The organism is Candidatus Portiera aleyrodidarum (assembly GCF_902713745.1).
In the GTDB taxonomy this organism is placed as follows: Bacteria; Pseudomonadota; Gammaproteobacteria; order Johnevansiales; family Johnevansiaceae; genus Portiera; species Portiera aleyrodidarum_D.
Map to the genome: position 1 here is coordinate 154330 of NZ_CACTJB010000001.1, position 22964 is coordinate 177293.

Sequence of the window (22964 nt, forward strand, 5' to 3'; positions counted from 1 at the left end):
TTTAATTCCCTACCTTAATTTGAACTTCAACTCCTGCTGCTAACTCTAACCCCATTAATGCATCTACAGTTTTATCTGTTTGTTCCACAATATCTAATAATCTTTTGTGCGTACGAATTTCATATTGATCCCTGGCGTCTTTATCAACATGCGGAGATATTAAAATAGTATACCTTTCTATCTTATTTGGTAACGAAATTGGTCCTTTTACTTGTGCACCTGTCCTCTTTGCTGTTTCTACTATTTCTTTAGCTGACTTCTCAATTAACCTCTCTGAGAAAGATTTCAATTTTATACGAATTTTTTGCTTTTTCATCTTTTATTTATCTCTTAAAATTTTAACTACTATTCCTGCCCCTACTGTGCGACCTCCTTCTCTAATAGCAAATCTTAAACCTTCCTCCATAGCGATAGGTGCTATTAACTTAATTATCATTTTTACATTATCCCCTGGCATTACCATATCTACTCCATCTTTTAATTCACATGTCCCTGTTACATCTGTAGTTCTAAAATAAAATTGCGGCCTGTACCCATTCAAAAAGGGAGTGTGTCTACCGCCTTCTTCTTTATTTAAAATATAAACCTCAGCTTCAAATTTTGTATGTGGAGTTATTGATCCTGGTTTTGCTAAAATTTGTCCTCTTTCAACGTCTTCTCTCTTTATGCCACGCAATAAAGCGCCTATATTTTCTCCTGCACGACCTTCCTCAAGTATTTTGCGGAACATTTCTATTCCAGTAACTGTTGTTTTTATAGTTTCTTTCAAACCTATTATTTCAACGTCTTCTCCTGTCTTTATTATCCCACGATCTACTCTGCCTGTTACTACTGTTCCTCTGCCAGATATTGAAAATACATCTTCAATTGGCATCAAAAATTGTTTATTTATAGCACGTTCTGGTAAAGGTATATAATTATCTAATGATTCTACTAATTTGATAACTGAACTTTTTCCCATACCTTTTTCATCTTTACCTTCTAATGCCATTAAAGCTGAACCTATTATTATAGGTGTGTTTTCCCCTGGAAACTCATATTCTGAAAGTAATTCTCTAATTTCTATTTCTACCAATTCTACTAATTCTTTATCATCTACTAAATCTGCTTTATTTAAAAAAACTACAATATATGGCACTCCTACTTGCCGAGCCAATAATATATGTTCTCTGGTTTGCGGCATAGGCCCCTCCGATGCTGAACACACTAATATAGCTCCATCCATTTGAGCTGCACCTGTTATCATATTTTTTATATAATCCGCGTGGCCTGGACAATCGACATGAGCATAATGTCTTTTTTTTGATTCATACTCTACATGAGCTGTTGCTATCGTTATACCTCTTTCCTTTTCTTCTGGTGCATTATCTATTGTATCAAATTTTCTCCATTCCCCACCATATAATTCTGATGATACACGAGTTAATGCTGCTGTTAGTGTTGTTTTGCCATGATCTACATGTCCTATTGTACCTACATTTAAATGTTCTTTTGATCTATTAAATTTTTCTTTAGCCACAAATATAACCCTCTTTTTCTTTTTAATAATCTTTATTCTTTTTTATAACTTCTCTTATTACAAGATCTGGTGCTTCCTCATATTTTTCAAATTTCATTGTATAACTTGCTCTTCCTTGAGTATAAGATCTTAAATCTGTAGCATAACCAAACATTTCTTTTAATGGTACCATAGCATTTATAATTTTTCCATAATAATTATCTTCCATACTTTGTATAATTCCTCTTTTACGGTTTAAATCTCCTACTACCTCTCCCATAAATTTTTCTGGTGTTATTATTTCTACTCTCATTATTGGCTCTAGCAAAACTACGTCAGCTTTCATTGCACCGTCTTTAACTGCTTTTGATGCAGCTATTTTAAAAGCGTTTTCATTTGAATCTACTTCATGATAAGATCCATCAAATACTGTTATTTTAACATCTATCATTGGATATCCAGCTAATACCCCAGTTTTTAACTGTTCATGCGCCCCTTTTTCTATGGCTGGTATGTATTCTTTAGGTATAGCTCCTCCTACTATTTCTGAAGTAAACTTATTTGTTCTTTCTTTACTTTTTTCTATTTTTTTTAATGGTTCTATACGTAGCCAAACATGTCCATATTGACCTCTGCCTCCTGATTGTCTAATAAATTTTCCTTCTTGTTTTATTGCCTTTTTTATTGTTTCACGATATGCTACTTGAGGTTTACCTATATTGGATTCGACGTTAAATTCTCTACGCATCCTATCTACAATAATCTCAATATGCAGTTCTCCCATTCCTGAAATTATTGTTTGCCCATTTTCCTTATCATAATTCACCTTAAAAGAAGGATCTTCTTTTTCTAATTTATTTAGAGCATTTATCATTTTTTCTTGGTCCTTCTTAAGTTTAGGTTCTATGGCTACTGAAATCACAGGCTCTGGAAAATCTATTCTTTCCAAACTAATATTTTTTTCAACAGAACAAAGTGTATCTCCAGTAGTTGTTTCTTTTAAACCTACACATGCTGCAATATCCCCTGCTAATATTTCTTTAATGTCTTCCCTAAAATTTGCATGCATTTGAACTATTCTTCCAATACGTTCTTTTTTTTCTTTAACTGAATTATATACTTTATCTCCTGATTTTATTTTTCCTGAGTAAACTCTAACAAATGTTAAATTCCCGACATAAGAATCTGTCGCTATTTTAAACGCTAAAGCTGCAAAACTTGCATTATCATCTGCCATATAGTTTTTTATATCTGCTTTTTTTTTAAGTAATATTTTTTCTTTCCCTTTAAAAATGTCTATATCTAAAGGGGATGGTAAATATTCTATTACTGCATCTAATAATGATTGAATACCTTTATTTTTAAAAGCTGATCCACAAGTTACTAAAACAATTTCATTCTTTAAAGTTCTAATGCGTAAACCCTTTCTTATTAATTTTTTAGATAATTTACCTTCTTCTAAATACTTCTCTAAGATACTTTCCTCTGATTCTGCTGCTATTTCTACTAGTTTTTCATTATATTTTTGGGAAATTTTTTTTAATTCTTCTGGTATTTTTTTTGCTATTTCATATTCCATTCCATTGTTCTTTTCATCCCATGATATTGCGTTCATTTCAATTAAATCTATTATCCCTTTAAATTTTTCTTCTATTCCCCAATTTACTTGAATAGGAACCGCTTTACAATTTAATCTATCCTCAATCTGTTCTATAACTCTAAAATAATCTGCTCCTGGTCTATCCATTTTATTTACAAAAATTAAACGAGGCACTTTATATTTATTTGCTTGTCTCCACACCGTTTCTGTTTGAGCCTGCACGCCCGATGATCCACATAAAATAACTATTGCTCCATCCAAAACCCTTAACGACCTTTCAACTTCTATGGTAAAATCAACATGTCCTGGAGTATCTATTAAGTTAATCCTATGATTTTTATATTGTCCTTTCATTCCTTTCCAAAATGTCGTTACAGCAGCTGATGTTATAGTTATACCTCTTTCTTGTTCTTGTTCCATCCAATCTGTAGCTGCCGTCCCTTCATGAACTTCTCCCAATTTATGCGACCTCCCTGTATAGTATAATATTCTTTCTGTTAGTGTGGTTTTTCCTGCATCAACGTGTGCAATTATTCCTATATTTCTATATCTTTTTATAGATGTTTTTCTCGCCACAATACTATTCCTTTTTTTTCTTTTTAAAACCGATAATGTGCAAATGCTTTATTAGCTTCTGCCAACCTATGTACCTCTTCTTTTTTTTTAACTGCTACACCTTTCCCATCTATTGCATCTAATATTTCTTCATATAATCTGTTTTCCATTGTTTTTTCTTTTCTTTCTCTTGATGCTTTAACTAACCATTTCATTGCTAATGTATCTCTTCTTGAAGATCTTATTTCTACTGGGATATTATAATTAGCACCCCCAATACGTCTTGATTTAACTTCAACACTAGGTTTTATACTCTCTAATGCTTTTTCAAATATACTTATTGCTATTTTTTTTTTTAATTTTTTATTTATTTTATTTAATGCACCATAAACTATGCGCTCAGCCAATGTTTTTTTCCCATTCACCATTATATGGTTTATAAATTTAGCTAATATTACACTTTTAAATCTATTATCTGGTTTTATTTCTCTTTTCCTTGCTATCTTCCGTCTTGCCATTCTTTTTTTTAACCTCTTTTTCTTTTAGTTCCATATTTTGAACGTGAACTTTTTCTATTTTTTACCCCAAATGTATCTAACGCACCTCTTATTGTATGATATCTTACCCCTGGTAAATCTTTTACCCTGCCTCCTCTTATTAAGACTACAGAATGTTCTTGAAGATTATGTCCTTCACCTCCTATATAAGATGTTACCTCAAAACCATTAGTTAATCTAACTCTACATACTTTTCTTAAAGCAGAATTTGGTTTTTTGGGTGTTGTTGTATAAACCCTTGTACAAACACCTCTTCGTTGTGGACCTGCTTTTAATGCTGGTACATCACTTTTTTTTTTTATTTTTTTACGGTTTTTTCTAATTAATTGATTTATTGTTATCATTTGCGTCTTGTTTCTTCTCTTCTAATTTTATTGTATTCAAATAATCTCAATCTTATTTAAATGCCTATTTTTTCTACGATGTTCGTTGTGATATGCTAAGCCTGTACCTGCTGGAATTAATCTACCGACTACTACATTTTCTTTTAAACCTCTTAATTTATCATATCTTCCTTTGACAGCAGCTTCTGTTAAAACTCGTGTTGTTTCTTGGAATGATGCTGCAGAAATAAATGATTCTGTTGCTAATGATGCTTTTGTAATCCCTAATAAAATTCTTTCAAACTTAATTCTTTGTTTTTGTACTTTATATAATTTTCTATTTTCTTCAATTACCGATCCTACGTCTACCTGCTCACCTTTAATAAAATTACTATCTCCTGAACTCATAATCTTTACTTTACGTAACATTTGTCTAACTATAACTTCAATATGTTTGTCATTTATTTCAACCCCCTGTAATCTATATACTTCTTGTATTTCATTTATAATATACTTTGCTAACTCATCTACTCCTAATAGCCGCAAAATATCATGGGGATTACTTGGGCCATCAGAAATTAATTCTCCTTTCTCTACTTTATCACCGTCCAAAACACTTAGTTGACGGCCCTTATTAATTAATATTTCTTTTTTTTCCCCGCTTTCTTCTGAATTTATTATTATTCTACGTTTACCTTTAGTTTCCTTTCCAAAATTTATTATTCCTTTTATTTCGGCCATTATTGCGTATTCTTTTGGTTTTCTTGCTTCAACCAAATCCGCTACACGAGGCAAACCTCCTGTTATATCTTTATTTCCTAACGCTTCGACTGGTATTCTTGATATTATTTCTCCTACCCCTATTTTTCTACCATTTTCTACTGAAATCAAAGAGTTCCCTGGTAAAAAATATTGAACAGGTGTGTTGTAACCAGGCAATGATATTTCCTTGCCTTCTTCATCTTCTAACATAATTCTTGGTCTTTTATTTTTTCCTGACAATGGTCTACTCCCTACTTCTAATATTTCTATGGAAGAGATCCCTGTCATTTCGTCAACAGTACTGTGCATCGTCAAACCTTCTTCCATATCAATAAACTTTATATAACCTGATAACTCTGAAATTATTGGATGTGTATGAGGATCCCAAGTAGCTATTATGGTACCAGCTTTAACAAAATTTCCTTCTCTAATATTTAATTCTGTACCATAGGTCAATCTATAATATTCCTTTTCTCTACCTTTTTTATCAATTATATATATTGCGCTATATCGTGAAACAACAATTAATTTTTTGTCATTTCTTTCTACTGCTTTCATATTATGAAACCTTATTATACCACCATACTTAACTTGAACATTATCTTTTATTAAAGTGCGTGATGCTGCTCCACCAATATGAAAAGTGCGCATAGTTAATTGAGTGCCTGGTTCGCCTATGGATTGCGCGGCTATAACACCTACGGATTCTCCAATATTTACTAAATGTCCTTTTGATAAATCTCTACCATAACACATTACACAAACACCATATATTGTTTCACAATGTATTATACTACGTACAAACACTTCGTCCAATCCTAATCTATAGATTTTATTACACCATTCTTCATCTAATAATGTACCTGCTTTTATTAAAACTCTCCCCTTTAAATCTAAAATATTTTTTGCTAATATTCTACCTAAAATTTTTTTACTGATTGAGACAATTATATCCCCTCCTTCAATGGCTGAATACATTAATAAACCATCTTGTGTATTACAATCTATTTCCGTTATTACCACATCTTGCGCTACATCTACTAATCTTCTTGTTAAATATCCTGAATTCGCTGTTTTTAATGCTGTATCTGCTAAACCTTTTCGGGCACCATGAGTTGAAATAAAATACTGTAACACATTTAATCCTTCACGAAAATTTGCTGTTATAGGAGTTTCAATAATAGACCCATCGGGTTTTGTCATTAAACCACGCATCCCAGCTAATTGTCTAATTTGAGCGGCACTTCCTCGTGCCCCTGAATCTGCCATAATAAATACACTATTAAAAGATTCTTGTTCAACTTTTTTTCCTACTTTATCTATTACAACATCTTTAGATATACCCGTCATCATAGCTTTGGCCACTTTATCATTAGCTTTTGACCAAATATCTATAACTTTATTATATTTTTCTCCTAATGTGACAAGTCCATAAATATATTGTTTTCCTATTTCTTTTACTTCTTTTTCAGCTTTATTTATTATATTTTCTTTTGAATTAGGAATGATAAAATCATTAACTCCAATTGATACACCTGACCAAGTAGCTAAGTTAAAACCTGTAAACATGAGTTTATCTGCTAATTTCACAGCTTCTTTTAATCCAATATTTCTATAAACTAAATTAATTAATTTAGTTATTACTTTTTTTTTCATAGGTCTATTTATTAATTCAAAACTCATACCCATAGGTAACATACTATATAAAATAGCACGACCTACAGTTGTTTGTCGTATTGATGTCTGTTTAATTAATTTTTTTTGTTTTTCATCTTTTATCCAATCTGTTACCCTTACTTTAATACGAGCATGCAATTTCACTGTTTTATTGCTATAAGCTAATTCCACTTCGTTTACGTTAGAAAATATCATCCCTTCACCTTCTACATTGCATTTATCCCTTGTCATATAATATAACCCTAAAACTACATCTTGTGATGGCACAATTATCGGTTCTCCACTTGCTGGAGATAATAAATTATTTGTTGACATCATCAATTCTCTAGCTTCTAATTGTGATTCTAACGTTAACGGGACATGCACTGCCATTTGATCCCCGTCAAAATCAGCATTATATGCTGCACAGACAAGTGGATGTAATTGTATTGCTTTACCTTCTATTAAAATTGGTTCAAATGCTTGAATGCCTAATCTATGTAATGTTGGAGCTCTATTCAATAAAACTGGATGTTCACAAATTACATCGGCTAATATATCCCAGACCTCTGGCATTTCTTTTTCAACCATTTTCTTTGCTGCTTTTATAGTTGCGGCGTGGCCATTTCTTTGTAATTTTGAATATATAAATGGTTTAAATAATTCTATTGCCATTTTTTTTGGTAAACCACATTGATTCAATCTTAAATTAGGACCTACTGTAATAACCGATCTACCTGAATAATCTACACGTTTACCTAATAAATTTTGCCTGAATCTTCCCTGTTTCCCTTTTATCATATCTGCTAATGACTTTAACGGTCTTTTATTTGAACCTATAATTGCTCTTCCTCTTCTTCCATTATCTAAGAGTGCATCAACCGCTTCTTGTAACATTCTTTTTTCATTGCGAACAATAATTTCTGGAGCTTTTAAATCAATTAATCTTTTTAATCTATTGTTCCGATTAATAACACGCCTATATAAATCATTTAAATCTGACGTTGCAAACCTACCTCCATCTAAGGGTACTAAAGGTCTTAAATCTGGAGGTAATATAGGTAAAACTTCTAAAATCATCCAACTAGGTTTATTTCCTGATTTTTTAAATGATTCTATTAATTTTAACCTGTTCGACAATTTTTTCATTTTATTTTCTGAAGTAACTTTTTTTATTTCTTTTCTTAATTTATCTATTTTTTTTACTAAATCTATGTTGTCTAATAATTTTTTTATAGCTTCTGCACCCATTATTGCATTAAATTCATCACCATATTCTTCTATTGCTTCAAAATATTTTTCTTCATTTAATAATTGACCTTTCTTAAGATTTGTCATCCCTGGTTCTATCACTACAAAAACTTCAAAATATAAAATTCTTTCTATATCTCTTAACGTCATATCTAATAACATTCCTATACGACTTGGTAATGATTTTAAAAACCATATATGTGCTACAGGAGATGCTAACTCTATATGACTCATTCTTTCACGGCGTACACATGTTTTAGTAACCTCCACACCACATTTTTCACATATTATTCCTCTATGTTTCATTCTTTTATATTTACCACAAATACATTCATAATCTTTTATGGGACCAAATATTTTAGCACAAAATAATCCATCTCTTTCTGGTTTTAATGTACGATAATTAATTGTTTCTGGTTTTTTTACCTCACCATATGACCAGGATCTTATCATTTCTGGAGAAGCTAATGAAATTTTTATAGCATCAAATTCTTCGTAATATGTTTTAGATTTTGTTTTTTTAACCAACTCCAACTCATTCATAATTTTCCCACTCCCCAACTAAGACAATACTTATTATTTTTTTTCATTCTTTTTCCACATCTATACCTAATGATCTTATTTCTTTAACTAACACATTAAATGATGCTGGCATACTAGCTTGCATTGTATAATCTCCATCTACAATGCTTTTATATATTTTTGTGCGTCCTCCAATATCATCTGATTTAACCGTCAACATTTCTTGCAAAGTGTATGCTGCGCCATAAGCTTCCAAAGCCCATACTTCCATTTCCCCAAACCTTTGTCCTCCAAATTGAGCTTTTCCACCTAATGGTTGTTGAGTTACTAATGAATATGATCCTGTTGAACGTGCATGCATTTTATCATCAACTAAATGATTTAATTTCAACATGTACATATAACCTACTGTTACTTTTCTATCGAATTTTTCACCAGTACATCCATCATATAATTTTATTTGTCCAGATTTAGGAACTCCTGCAAGTTTTAATAAGCATTTTATTTCTTTTTCTGTAGCTCCATCAAATACCGGTGATGCTAAAGGCACTCCGTTGGATAATTTCTTCGCTAATTTTATTATTTCCTCATCATTTAAACTGTCTAATTTTTCTTTATAAGCCCCTGTTTTATTATAAATTTTTTTTATTACTTCTCTTATTTCTGTTACCTTTTTAAAATCTTTTAACAATTTTTGTATTTTTCTACCTAGCATATAAGCTGCCATTCCAAGGTGTGTTTCTAAGATTTGTCCAACGTTCATCCGAGACGGAACACCTAAAGGATTAAGCACTATATCTACTGTTTCACCTTTGTCATCAAAAGGCATATCTTCTAAAGGCTTTATAGCGGATATTACTCCTTTATTTCCATGTCTACCTGCCATTTTATCGCCTGGTTGTATCTTTCTTTTTATAGCTAAAAAAACTTTTACAATTTTTAAAATGCCTGGTGCTAAATCATAACTGTGAAGTAACTTTCTTTTTTGTTCTATAAAATACCTTTCCTTCTCTTCATGCAGTTTTTCTATTTGCTTTTTAGTATGTTTTATTTTCTTATTTAATTCATCATTTTTCATTCTTAATGAATACCATTTTTGTGTAGAATTTATTTTTTTTAAAAACTCATCATTTATAATTTCCCCTTGTTTTATATTTTGTCCTTTAAATGTTTCTTTACCTTTTATTACTACTTTTAATCTTTTTATTGTTGCTTCTTGTGTTATATTAAACGCTTCTTTTAAATCCTTACTTATTTCTTCTATTTTTCTTTTTTCTATTTCTCTTGCTCTTAAATCTTTTTTTATTCCATCTCTTGTAAAAATTTGTACATCTATTACTGTACCTATAGTTCCTGTTGTTGCACGTAATGATGTGTCTTTAACGTCTGATGCTTTATCTCCAAATATTGCGCGCAACAATTTTTCTTCTGGTGAAAATTTTTTATCACCTTTTGGAGAAACCTTACCTACTAAAATATCTCCTGCTTTTATTTCTGCTCCAATATATACTATTCCTGATTCATCTAATTTACTTAACGATGCTTCACTTACATTAGGTATATCTGATGTTATTTCTTCAGGACCTAACTTTGTGTCACGAGATATACACATTACTTCTTGAATATGAATAGTAGTAAATCTATCTTCTTTTACTACTTTATCTGAAATTATAATAGAATCTTCATAATTATAACCATTCCAAGGCATAAACGCTATTCTCATATTTTGTCCTAAAGCTAAATCTCCTGTATCTACTGCTGTGCCATCCGCTAAAATATCTCCTGCTTCTATTTTATCTCCTTCATTTACTATTGTTCTTTGATTTTGACAGGTATTTTGATTTGAACGCATATATTTTTTTAAATTATATAAATCTACACAATATTCATTTTCATTTAATTCCTTTTCACTTACACGAATAACAATTCTCTTGGAATCTACAACTTCTACAATTCCACTCCGTTTCGCATTTATACATACCCCTGAATCCTTTGCTACTACTCTTTCCATTCCTGTCCCTATTAATGGCTTTTCTGCTGTTAATGTTGGAACTGCTTGTCTTTGCATGTTAGATCCCATTAATGCCCTATTAGCATCATCATGTTCTAAAAATGGAATTAAAGCAGCCGCTACAGAAACTATTTGACATGGTGAAACATCCATTAAATTTACTTTATCTGTTTGCATAAAAGTTGTTTCACCTTTATATCTTACTTGTACTAACTCATCTTTTAATTCTTCTTTTTTATTCACTATTGCCGAAGCTTGTGCTATTACATATTCTGATTCTTCTATTGCAGATAAATGGATTACTTCCTTCGTAACTTTACTTTTTAATACTTTTCTATATGGTGTTTCTAAAAATCCATATTTATTTATTTTACTATATGTCGCTAAAGAATTTATTAACCCTATATTTGGGCCCTCTGGGGTTTCTATAGGACATAATCTTCCATAATGAGTTGAATGTACATCACGAACTTCAAACCCTGCTCTATCTCGTGTTAATCCCCCCGGTCCTAAAGCCGAAATCCTTCTTTTATGAGTTATTTCAGCTAAAGGATTAGTTTGATCCATAAACTGGGATAATTGACTTGAAATAAAAAACTCTTTCATAGCCGCTGTAATTGGTTTTACATTAATTAAATCTTTAGGTCTTAATTTATCATCTGATTCTGTTAAACTTAATCTTTCTTTTATTGATTTTTCTACTCGCAATAATCCTGCTTTAAAATTGTTTTCTGCCATTTCTCCAACACTACGAATCCGTCTATTTCCTAAATGATCTATATCATCTATTTCACCAAAACCATTTCTAATTTTTATTAATTCTTTTATCACATCTATTATATCATCGGCACTTACTATTCCACTACCTTTCTTATTTTCTCTATTTAATCTACTATTAAACTTCATTCTTCCAACTTCGGACAGATCATATCTTTCAATAGATAAAAATAAACTTTTAAATATTAATTCTGCTGCATCTTTATTTGGTGGTTCTCCTGGACGTATAATACTATATATTTCCAATATTGCGTCCATTTGAGAGTTAGTTGTATCTATCTTTAATGTATCTGATATAAAAGAACCTGTATCCAAATCATTTGTATATAATGTATTTATTTTTTTTACTTTATTTTTTAATAATTTGTTTAATTTTTCTAAATTTATTTTAGTATTACTATTACATATATTTTCTTTTGTTTTTTTATTTATTTGTTTATTAACTAATATTTTTCCTATTAAATATTCTATTGGTACTTTTAAGTTTTTTATTTTTAATTCTTTTAATTTTAAAATATTTTTTTTATTGATTTTACAACCTTCTTCTATTATAATTTTATTCAATTTATGATCTACTATATTAAAACTTGCTACTTCGCCTCTTAGTTGATAAGGCTTAAAATTTTCCCAATAAATATTAGTTTTATCTTCAATATTAAAAATATTTATTTCAAAAAAACTTTTTAATATTTTTTCATTAGTTAAACCGAAAGCACGTAACAATACTGTTACAGGTATTTTTTTTCTTCTGTCTATTCTTACATAAACATTATTACGTTGATCAAATTCAAAATCCAACCAAGAACCGCGATATGGTATTATCCTTGCTGTAGCAAATATTTTGCCTATCGAAAAACTTTTGTTTTGGTCGTTATCAAAAAACAAACCCGGACTTCTGTGAAGTTGTGAAACTACTACCCGTTCTGTTCCATTTATTACAAATGTCCCATTTTGTGTTATTAAAGGTATATCTCCTAAATATACATCTTGCTCTTTTACATACTTTATAATTCTTTTTTTTTCTGTTGTTTCATCAAAAATAACTAATCTCATTTTTACCCGCAAACTTGTATAATATGTCATTCCTCTTATTTGACATTCTTTCACCTCAAAGACTGGATTCATTAATTTATAATCCACATATTCTAAAATGGATTTTCCAGATAAACTTTTTATAGGAAACATTGAATTTAATGCTGCATGTATTCCTATATTTCTTTGTTTTTTATTTTGTAAAAAGTTTTTATATGATTCCATTTGAATTGATAACAAATAAGGCACATCAATAAGATGAGGTATTTTTCCAAATTTTTTTCGTATACATTTTTTTTCAGTGTTTGAATAAATCATCTAACATATACTCCTCAACTTCATTATATTTTTACTTTATTTCTACTTTCGCCCCAACACTTTCTAATTTTTTTTTGTTTTTTTCAGCATCCTCTTTAGTTAAAGCTTCTTTTATTGTTACAGGTGCACTTTCTACTTTTACTTTAGCTTCCTTTAACCCTAATCCAGTTAATTCACGGACAATTTTAATTACGCCAATTTTCTTTTCACCTATTGAAGTTAATATTAAATCAAATTCTACCTTTTTCTCTTTTTTATTAATATTATTATTATTATTATTAAATATATATTCTTTTTTTATCTTAAATCTTTTTTCCATTTCTGACACTAATTCTATCATTTCAACTACGTTCATTTTAGATAAAATTTCTATAATCTCTTCTTTATTCATTTTTATAGTTCCTTTTTTTTATTAAAAGCATTAAAATATAGATTATTTTTCCTATTGTGAATATTTTTAACATATTCATTGTTTTAAATAATATTGTTTTTATATCAGATTCATTTATATTTACTAAAATTTTTCTTTTATCTTTTTGTATTATTTTACCTTCATAAAATAATGTTTTTATTTTTTCTTCTTTAAATTTTAATTTTTTCCATAACACTAAACTATCATTTATATTTGTTTTAGAAAAACATAACATTATCTGCCCTTTTACATAATCTTTTAAACATTCATATTTTGTTCCTTTTATTGCTTTTATAAATAATCTATTCCTAATAACATATAATTTAACATCTATTTTATTTGCTTTTAAATAAAATTCCTTCATAAGGTTTGAATTAATATCTTTATATTTTACGACCATAATAGATAATGATTCTATTATATTTTTATTTAGTTTTTTTATTATTAATTCTTTTTTTTTTAAACTTTTTTTCAAACTCTTACTCCTTGTATCTAAGTTATCTAAACCTCTGAATCTTTAAAACTTTAAATCTTTAAATCTTCTATTCTTCTAATTTCACTTTTATCAACCCTTAATCCTGGACCCATTGTTGTAGATAGATATATATTTTTTATATCTTTTATATTCCCAACAGTGTTTTTATTTAAGACATCTTTTATTAAGACATTAAAATTTTTTTTTATTTGTTTAAACGTAAAATTTATTTGCCCTAAAACTGTATTTATTATACCATTTTTATCTACACAATAATTGAGTTTTCCTTTTTTTATTTCTTTTACTTTTTTTAATATATCTTTAGTAAGATTTTCTTTTTTAATTAGTACTATTTTGGGTTTTAATTTATCTTCTACTATTTGTTTTGCACTTTCTGATTCACATAAAATATAATTAATTTTTTTGTTTTTTTTAATTTCATCAACACCTATTATATCTACGCCTAACTTTAATATTTTTTCTTTGTTTTTAATTTTATTTGTTTCATTAGTTTGTAAGACCACAATTTTTTTTTTATTATTCTCTAATCTATACGGCAAATATAGTTTATTTTTTTTTACTTGTTTTACATTTCTTCCATATTTTCCTAACTTTATTACTATTTCTACAGTTTCACAAAAATTTACTACACTAATTTCTTTAAATTTTTCTATAGCTTCCTTTACTTTATATTTTTTATTTTTTTTTATCTTGTTTTGTATTATTGTTTTTCTATTTGAAATCTTTCCCATTTTACCTTTACTTTCCATCTTTTTTATTCCTCTTTTATTTCTATTCCCATACTTTTTGCTGTACCTTTTATACATTTTATTGCTGACTTAATTTTTATTACATTCATATCTTTCATTTTCGTTTTTGCTATTTCTTTTATTTGTTTATTTGTTATTTTTCCTACTTTTGTTTTATTATTTTCACTAGATCCTTTTTTTATGCCAATTATTTTTTTTAATAAACTTGATGCTGGGGGATTTTTTATCATAAAAGTAAAGCTTTTATCAGAATAGATAGATATTATTACAGTTATTGGTATACCTTTTTCTAAATTCTTAGTTGCTAAATTAAATCTTTTACAAAAGTCCATTATATTTATTCCTTGTTGTCCTAATCTAGGTCCTATTGGTGGGCTAGGATTTGCTTTACCTGCTTTTACTTGTATTTTAACAATATTAATTATGTTTTTTTTCTCAATCATTTAAATATCCTTAATTACTTTATAAAATTCTAATTCTACTGGCGTTGATCTACCAAAAATTAAAACACTTACTTGCAATTTATTTTTTTCATAATTTATTTCTTTTACTATTCCTGTAAAATCTGTAAAAGGACCTTCTATAACTCTTACTCTTTCGCCTAAATTAAATTGTTTTTGATTAATATGTTTATTTATAGTATTTAATATTTTTTTTAATTCATTTTTTTTTATAACTTCAGGTTTTATTACATTTGCTCCTATAAATCTAACTACTCTTTTTGTGTCATTAACTAAATTCCATGTTTTATCATTTAATTCCATTTCTACTAAAATATAACCTGGATAATGTTTCCGTTCACTTTTACTAATTTTCCCTGATATCTTTTCAAAAAATTTTTCCGAAGGAACTATCATTTTTCCAAATGAGGATTCTAATTTATATATTTTTATTCTATTTTTTAAATCACTTATAACTTTTTTTTCATAACCTGAATATATATTTACAACATACCATCTTTTTTTCACTTTTTTTCCCTTTACTTTAACTAGTTTTTATGTAACATAATTATTAAAAATCCACTAATTAAAGTATCCATTGTCCAGATAATAAAAGATATTATAATTGTTACTAACAATACAACGATTGTTGTTTTTATTATTTCTTTTGGTTTAGGCCACACCAAACTTTTTATTTCTTTTTTTGCATTTTTTCCTAAGCTTATTAAGTATTTTCCTTTTACAGTAATTAACATCACACAAATACTTAAACTATATAATAATAAAAAAATATATTTATTATATTTTAAATAATACATTGAAATTAATATATTCATTGTAGAAAACAACCACTTTAAATAATCATATTTTTTATTTTTTTTCATCTTTTTCCTATTTTTAAATACAATAACTGTCCCTCCCTAAACAACTAAACTTAAAACAAAACAACAAAAACTAAAACACATAACATTACATTAATCCAAAACATAACAACTTAAAAGACCTCAATCAAAAACAACCCCCCACTTAATATAACACCTCAATTAAAATAAAACACAAACCAAAAATAAAAAACAAACTCAACAACAAATTAACTCAACAAACTTAAACTTATATTAATTTAATACAAACAACCCATAACAACATTACATTTAGTGTAACTTACACTAACTTAACTCATTACACAAAAACAACCACAACTTTAAAAACTTACACTTCAAAACAAACTACACAACATTAATTTAACTTAAAACAATCAAAACAACTTAATTTAATCCATTCCAACTTACAACCATAAATAACCTTACACAAACACACTACACTAAAACACATTACACCACAAAGCAACACATTACAAAGCATTAACTTAACTTAACCTAACCTAAACTTACAACAACTAACTTAATCAAAACAACTTAAACCACACCATACCATTACATTACATTAAAATACACCTCAACACACTAACTTAATATAAATTAAAACACATTAACACAAAGCATTACATTACACTAATCCAATAACTTAAACAACATTTCATAAACTTACATTACACAACACATTACATAACAACTTACAAAACATTACACTAAAACTAAACCATACACTACACAAACAAAACAACTTAATCCAAAACATTACAAAACAATTTAAAACAAAATACCAAACTTAAAAACAAACTAAACAATAACTTGAATTAATTTACACTAATACACAAACCAACACAACAAATAACAACACAACTACTCAACACACTAACTTAAAAAAATGTAAACAACACAACATTACATTAAAACAACTTAAAAAATTTTAAAACACTTCAAAACATATCAATTTAAAACATCACAACTTATTACATTAATCAAACCAAACCCACATTAATCCAACACACTACAACACAACTCTTACACAAACTCAAACCATTACACACCACTACACTAATAACAACTTAATATAACTTACATTAATAAAATAAACCATTACAAAACACTTACACTAAACTAACTTAATACAAAGCAAAATACACTAACAAAATAAATTACATTACAAAACATTACATAAAATAACTTAACCTTACACTACAACACACTTCACTTCACTTCACAACACAACAAATAACATAACATAACAACACAACAACTTACATCTCATCTCATTACACCACAACTCATTAACTTACAAAACACTTAACTACACTAACTTGATTTGATTTAAGTTAATGTAAGGTTATGTTAATGTGTTTTTGATTACATTTACTTCCAACTACACAAACATACCACAACTTATTAATCAAATCAATACAAAACATAACACAACAAATAACATTACACAAACCACTAAACCACAAAACAATCAAAACAGACCACTAAACAAAACAAAACAAACATACCACATAACATAACATAACACCACTAAACTAAACAAAATAAACATACCACATTAATCCAAACTAAACCATTACAACTTAACTTAACACATAACAACACAATTTATATTATATTAATTTAATGTAATTTTTTGTAAACCACACAACACAACACAACACCAATACAATACAATTTAATACAACATTAACTTAAACAACAAATAACAACACATATCAACACAAACTTAAAACAACACATTACAAAAAAAACTTAACTTAACTTAACTTACACTAACCTAACTTGTTTTGAATTGTTTTACTTACACTAATAACAACTTAAACCATAAACAACTTGTTTTACACTAACTTGAATTACATTAACTCAATACATAATAACAACTTACAAAACAAAAACCAAAACAAACAAACATACCACATTAAATTAAACCACATTACATTACATAAACCTAACTTAACAACACTTAAAAACTCAAACCATTACACAACAACACCTTACACTACACAAACTAACTTACACAACATTAACCTAACCTTACACTAACTAAACTAAAACACATTAAAACAACTAATACACCACATAACACAACAACTTAAATTACACCTACACTAAAACAACTTAACAAGTTAAAACATTACATTAATCCAAAACAAACAATCAAAACAAAACACATTACACAAACACACTACACTACACTACACATAACTAAACCACACTAACTTAATTCAATACAACTAAACTTACATTACAAAACATTACACACCATTACATTAACTTAATGTAAACAATCAAATCAAAAACATTACAAAACAATTCAAAAGACTTCAACTCAAAAGAAAGAAAACTCAACTCAAACACAACACAACACAACATTAAAACAAATTACCTTAACTCAATCACAACTTAAAAAAATGTAAACCACACAACATTACATTAAAACAAAATACATTACAACAACTTACTTACACTACACTAATAACAACTTATAAACCATTACAAAACACAACCCCCCACAAACATACCATTACACAAACAAACTAAACAAACATACAACACAACAACTTAAACAACACCTAAAATTTAAATTAATGTAATCCAAAGCAACACAAACTAATTAAACCAAACCACAAACCAATACAATACAATACAATTTAATACAAACCACATTAACTTAATACACTAACTTACAAAACATTAAAATAAACCATTACAAAAAAAACACATAACAAACCATAAACCAACACAACTTACACAAACTACACTAACTTAATGTAAACAACACAACATTAACTTAACCTTACAACACACTTCAACACACTACAAATACACTACACATAACTAACTTAATCCAATAACAACTTAAACAACACATAACAACACAACACAAACCAAACCATTACAAAGCATTAATGTAAACCAATACACCACAACTTACAACAACTAACTTAAACAACATTAACTTACAAAACACTTAACTACACTAACTTACATTAACCTAAGTTACAACTTATAAAACACAACATTAATCCAACTCAACACAAATGACTAATTTATATTAACACATAACAACTTAAAACATTACATTACATAACACACCTCAATTCATATCAAAACAATCCAATCACAACTTAACAACACTAAACTTATATTACATTACACAAACTCACACTAACTTAACAACTTACATTAAAACAAATTAATCCAAAACATTACATTACATTACAAAAGACTTCAATTCAAACAACCCTAAAAAAAACACATTAAAACAAAATACATTAACTAAACATACCACAACTTACATTACCTTACACAACAACCCTAAACTACACTAACTTGATGTAAACAACACATATCATAACACCTACACTTATATTAATCAAAACCACACCAACAACTTACCACACTCAAAGCATAACATCTCAATACCTAACAAAGCACTGCACCTCAATTACAAAACACATAACAACATTACAAACCATAACCCCTCAACTTAATACAAAGCATAACAACATTACATCACCCCACAAAAAACGTAACTTCAACTCAATAAAACACATTAACTTAAAAGACCACAAAAACAAAACCATTACCATTACACATCAACTCAACAACAACTTAACTTAACTTAAAGCAACATTACACAACTTTGTAAACCAAGCACCTCAAACCAAAACATAACACCTCACTACAAAGCAACAACAACAATTCAAAGTAACCAAAGCATCTCAACTCATTACATACAATTCAAAACCATTACAAAAAAAACACATAACATTACATTACATTACACAACAACTCAACAACTAAAAGCATAAACTTATATTAACACAACTTACATTACCTTACACAACCACTTCCAACTACACAAACTAATCCAATCAATCAATTCATTACAAAAACACTTCATTACAAACCACAAAACAAACATACCATTACAAAACACTTCAAAACAACCATTAAAAACATTACAACACATAACTCAAACCAATCAAAAACACTTCATTTCAAACCATTTAAAACATAACATAAACCATTACAAAACCAAACACAACACATAACACACTAACTCAACACAACTTAACTTAACTTAATACAAAGTAACTCAATACAATACTAACTTAAAGCAACACAACTTAAAATAACATAACACCTCAACAACACAACAAATAACAACAACTTATAAAACATAACATTAATACAATACACAACACATACTACCTCAGACCAAAAAGAAACGATAAGATCCAAACGACCTCAAACCAAGTAAAGGATAACCTCCCTTTACTTTCTTCCTCTTTTATCCTAAGCTTTAACAATTATATCCTTTCTATCTTTTTCCTTTCTACTCTCTATGCTACTTGCTCCTGTCATCTACTCTGTACTTTCCTTCACTTTCCTAATCTCTTCTGCTCTGATCTAAATTCCCGCTCTGATATTTCATTACTAAGCCTTACTGTTCTGACTGCTAACCCTTTAAACTACTCCCATCTCAGTTCACTTAAGTAAATTCCGTTTCCGTCCGTTCATAACTGCATGTACAGGCCAGTAGGGAGTTGAACCCCAACTTGCGATTTTGGAGACCGCTGCTCTACCAATTAAGCTACTGACCTTCCTAACTCTTTCCTGAGCTCATGAACAGATTTGAACCGTTGACCTCACCATTACTAAAGGTGTGCTCTTCCATCTGAGCTACATGAGCACTGAACTTAGCAATTATTAGCGAACAACGGGATTCGAACCCGTATCATCAACTTGGAAGGCTAAGGTTTTACCATTAAACCATGTTCGCATTTAAATTCAAATAAACTCAATATAGAACATACATCGCCCCTAAAACTCAATGCTTCACATCGAACACAACAACTCATCTCATCTAATTTTAAAGAGTAAAGAGCAACAAGTCAAAAGAAAATTTAAACCAAAGCAAAAAACTTAACTTAAAACAATCAAATACATAACATTACTTTGTAACTCAGTAGTATCATCAAAGCACAGTCAATATCAATATAGTACCTCAAATAACTTTAAAAAACTCAACATCTCAACTCAACACATAACAACTTATATTAATCAAAACAATTCAATTTAATAAAAAACAAATTAAATTAATGTAATGTAATGTAAATTAATACAATACAACATTAACCTAACTTAAATGTAAAAAAACTAACTTATTAATGTAAAACAATCAAAACAATTCAAAAGACTTCAAACCATTACAAACCAAACCAAACAAAACCAAACCAAACCAAACCATTACAAACCAACTTAACTTAACTTAACTTAAACCATTTAAAACATAACTAAACCATTACAAACCATTACACCAAACCACAAACCAACTTAAATTAATACAACTTAAAGCAAACCATTACACTAATAACAACTTATATCAACTTACAAAAACACCAAACAAAACATTACATAATCAATCTATTACAACTAAACACATACACTAAAACAAATAAAATACACTAACTTAATAAAACACATTACAAAGCACTGCACCAAAAAACAAAACATTACAACTTATCAAAACATACCACTTCAAAACTTACATTAACACATAACATAACATAACAACGAACACTTACACTAATGCTAATGTAATGTAAAAAACAAAACCACAATTCAAAACAATCAAATCAATTCAAAAGACTTCAATTCAATTCAACAACAATTCAAACCCAACTTAACTTAAAAAACAAACCAAAAAACAAAACCACAATTCAAAACAATTTAATTTAATTTAAAACATATCAAAACAATTTAAAACAAAACAATCAAATTCAAACCCAAACTTATATTAAACCATTACAACAACACAACTTAAATTAACTTAAAACATTACACAACTAAACCAATACAAATTAAACAACTAACAACAAACCATTACACAACACCACAACTTTAAACACACCAACTCAAATACAACGTAACGTAACTCAACAACAATCCATTATAACACAACACATTACATAACAACTTACATTACATCTCATTACATAACAAAGCATAAAACATAAACCACACAACACAACTACACTAAAACAAAATAATAGTTTGTATTAAATTAACTTAACTTAATGTAATCAAAAACCACATTAACTTAACATTACACTAATTAAATCCAAAAAATTACAACTTACACCACATTAACCCAACTTTTAAAACTAAAAAAAACTAAACTTACAAAAACTTACACTAATAACAACCTAACTTAACATTACACCACATTAACTTAACTTATAAACACATAACACTTCAAATCAATTCAACATTACACAACATTAACTAAATCCAAACCTAACTTAAACAACATTAAAATAAACCACATAACATAACAAGTTAAGTTAATCCAAAAACAAAAACAATTTAAAACCACATAAAAATACATTACACAAACTACACTACACATAACTAACTTAATACAACATTACATTACACCACATTAACTTATATTACACTAACTCAACTACCACATTAACTTACACCTCAACACACTACACATAACTAATACAACTTAAAGTCAACTTAACCTATATTAAATTAACTTAAACCATTACAAAGCATAACACAAACTAAACTAATTAATGTAATTTAATTTAAACCACAACAATCCAACTTACACTACATTAAGTGGTTTACACTACACTAACTTACAAAAGAAAAGACTTCAATTCAAAACATTACATTAAACCAAACATTACATACCACATTACATTAATACATAACAACTTACAACACTAAAGTAATACAAAGTTACATTAATGTAAACCATTACACAAAAACAACCACAACTTTAAAAACTTACACAAACAAAAAATAACACAACACACTTCACAACAACATTAAAACAAAACAAACATACCACATTAATCAAAACAAAATACATTAACTCAAGTCAACAACACATAACATAACAACTTAAATTAAACAACACTAATACACTTCAAAGCATCTCATCTCAACACAACAACTTATATTACATTACATTACATTAACTTAACTTACAAAGCACACCACAACTTTAAACAATTTAAACATTACAAAAAACTAAACATACCACAACTTTAAACACACTAACTCAACAACTAAACCTCAAATCAAAAACAACTTAA

13 protein-coding genes and 3 tRNA genes are annotated in these 22964 nt (G+C 28.2%); all 16 read right to left on the reverse strand.

Features of this window, described 5'->3' with window-relative positions; translation table 11 throughout:
- Position 1: 1 nt before the first annotated feature.
- Positions 2–316: a 30S ribosomal protein S10 gene (gene rpsJ, locus H7S46_RS00600; RefSeq protein ID WP_183042910.1), complete on the reverse strand. Its 315-nt coding sequence runs from the start codon at positions 314–316 to the stop codon at positions 2–4.
- 3 nt (positions 317–319) lie between these two features.
- Complete coding sequence (gene tuf / locus H7S46_RS00605) at positions 320–1519, reverse strand: elongation factor Tu (RefSeq protein WP_183042911.1); 1200 nt, start codon at positions 1517–1519, stop codon at positions 320–322.
- 22 nt (positions 1520–1541) lie between these two features.
- Complete coding sequence (fusA, locus tag H7S46_RS00610) at positions 1542–3674, reverse strand: elongation factor G (protein WP_183042912.1); 2133 nt, start codon at positions 3672–3674, stop codon at positions 1542–1544.
- 23 nt (positions 3675–3697) lie between these two features.
- Positions 3698–4171, reverse strand: a complete 474-nt coding sequence (gene rpsG / locus H7S46_RS00615) for a 30S ribosomal protein S7 (protein ID WP_183042913.1) — start codon at positions 4169–4171, stop codon at positions 3698–3700.
- A gap of 8 nt (positions 4172–4179) precedes the next feature.
- Positions 4180–4554: a 30S ribosomal protein S12 gene (gene rpsL / locus H7S46_RS00620; RefSeq protein WP_183042914.1), complete on the reverse strand. Its 375-nt coding sequence runs from the start codon at positions 4552–4554 to the stop codon at positions 4180–4182.
- Between the two features lie 36 nt (positions 4555–4590).
- Entirely contained in the window at positions 4591–8745 is a 4155-nt protein-coding gene (rpoC, locus tag H7S46_RS00625; RefSeq protein ID WP_183042915.1) for a DNA-directed RNA polymerase subunit beta', read from the reverse strand.
- A 43-nt stretch (positions 8746–8788) separates the two neighbouring features.
- A complete protein-coding gene (gene rpoB / locus H7S46_RS00630; protein ID WP_183042916.1) occupies positions 8789–12862 on the reverse strand; it encodes a DNA-directed RNA polymerase subunit beta in 4074 nt (1357 codons plus the stop codon).
- A gap of 31 nt (positions 12863–12893) precedes the next feature.
- Complete coding sequence (gene rplL, locus H7S46_RS00635) at positions 12894–13253, reverse strand: 50S ribosomal protein L7/L12 (RefSeq protein ID WP_183042917.1); 360 nt, start codon at positions 13251–13253, stop codon at positions 12894–12896.
- Complete coding sequence (gene rplJ, locus H7S46_RS00640; RefSeq protein ID WP_183042918.1) at positions 13246–13749, reverse strand: 50S ribosomal protein L10; 504 nt, start codon at positions 13747–13749, stop codon at positions 13246–13248. The genes rplL and rplJ overlap by 8 nt, the downstream gene beginning before the upstream one ends.
- Before the next feature lie 50 nt (positions 13750–13799).
- Positions 13800–14576 carry a 50S ribosomal protein L1 gene (locus H7S46_RS00645; RefSeq protein ID WP_259645830.1) on the reverse strand — a complete coding sequence of 259 codons (777 nt, stop codon included), beginning with the start codon at positions 14574–14576 and terminating at the stop codon, positions 13800–13802.
- The gene (gene rplK / locus H7S46_RS00650; protein WP_183042919.1) at positions 14525–14962 is read right to left on the reverse strand and encodes a 50S ribosomal protein L11; all 438 of its coding nucleotides are present in this window, start codon (positions 14960–14962) and stop codon (positions 14525–14527) included. Before rplK ends, H7S46_RS00645 begins: the two co-directional genes overlap by 52 nt.
- On the reverse strand, positions 14963–15487 hold the full coding sequence (nusG, locus tag H7S46_RS00655; protein WP_183042920.1) for a transcription termination/antitermination protein NusG: 525 nt from the start codon (positions 15485–15487) through the stop codon (positions 14963–14965).
- 20 nt (positions 15488–15507) lie between these two features.
- Positions 15508–15843, reverse strand: coding sequence for a preprotein translocase subunit SecE (gene secE, locus H7S46_RS00660; RefSeq protein ID WP_183042921.1), 336 nt, complete (start codon positions 15841–15843; stop codon positions 15508–15510).
- Positions 15844–20381: 4538 nt separating this feature from the next.
- Positions 20382–20453: transfer RNA gene (locus H7S46_RS00665), tRNA-Trp, on the reverse strand.
- 16 nt (positions 20454–20469) lie between these two features.
- A tRNA-Thr gene (locus tag H7S46_RS00670) sits at positions 20470–20542 on the reverse strand.
- Positions 20543–20561: 19 nt separating this feature from the next.
- Positions 20562–20632: transfer RNA gene (locus tag H7S46_RS00675), tRNA-Gly, on the reverse strand.
- Positions 20633–22964: the final 2332 nt, after the last annotated feature.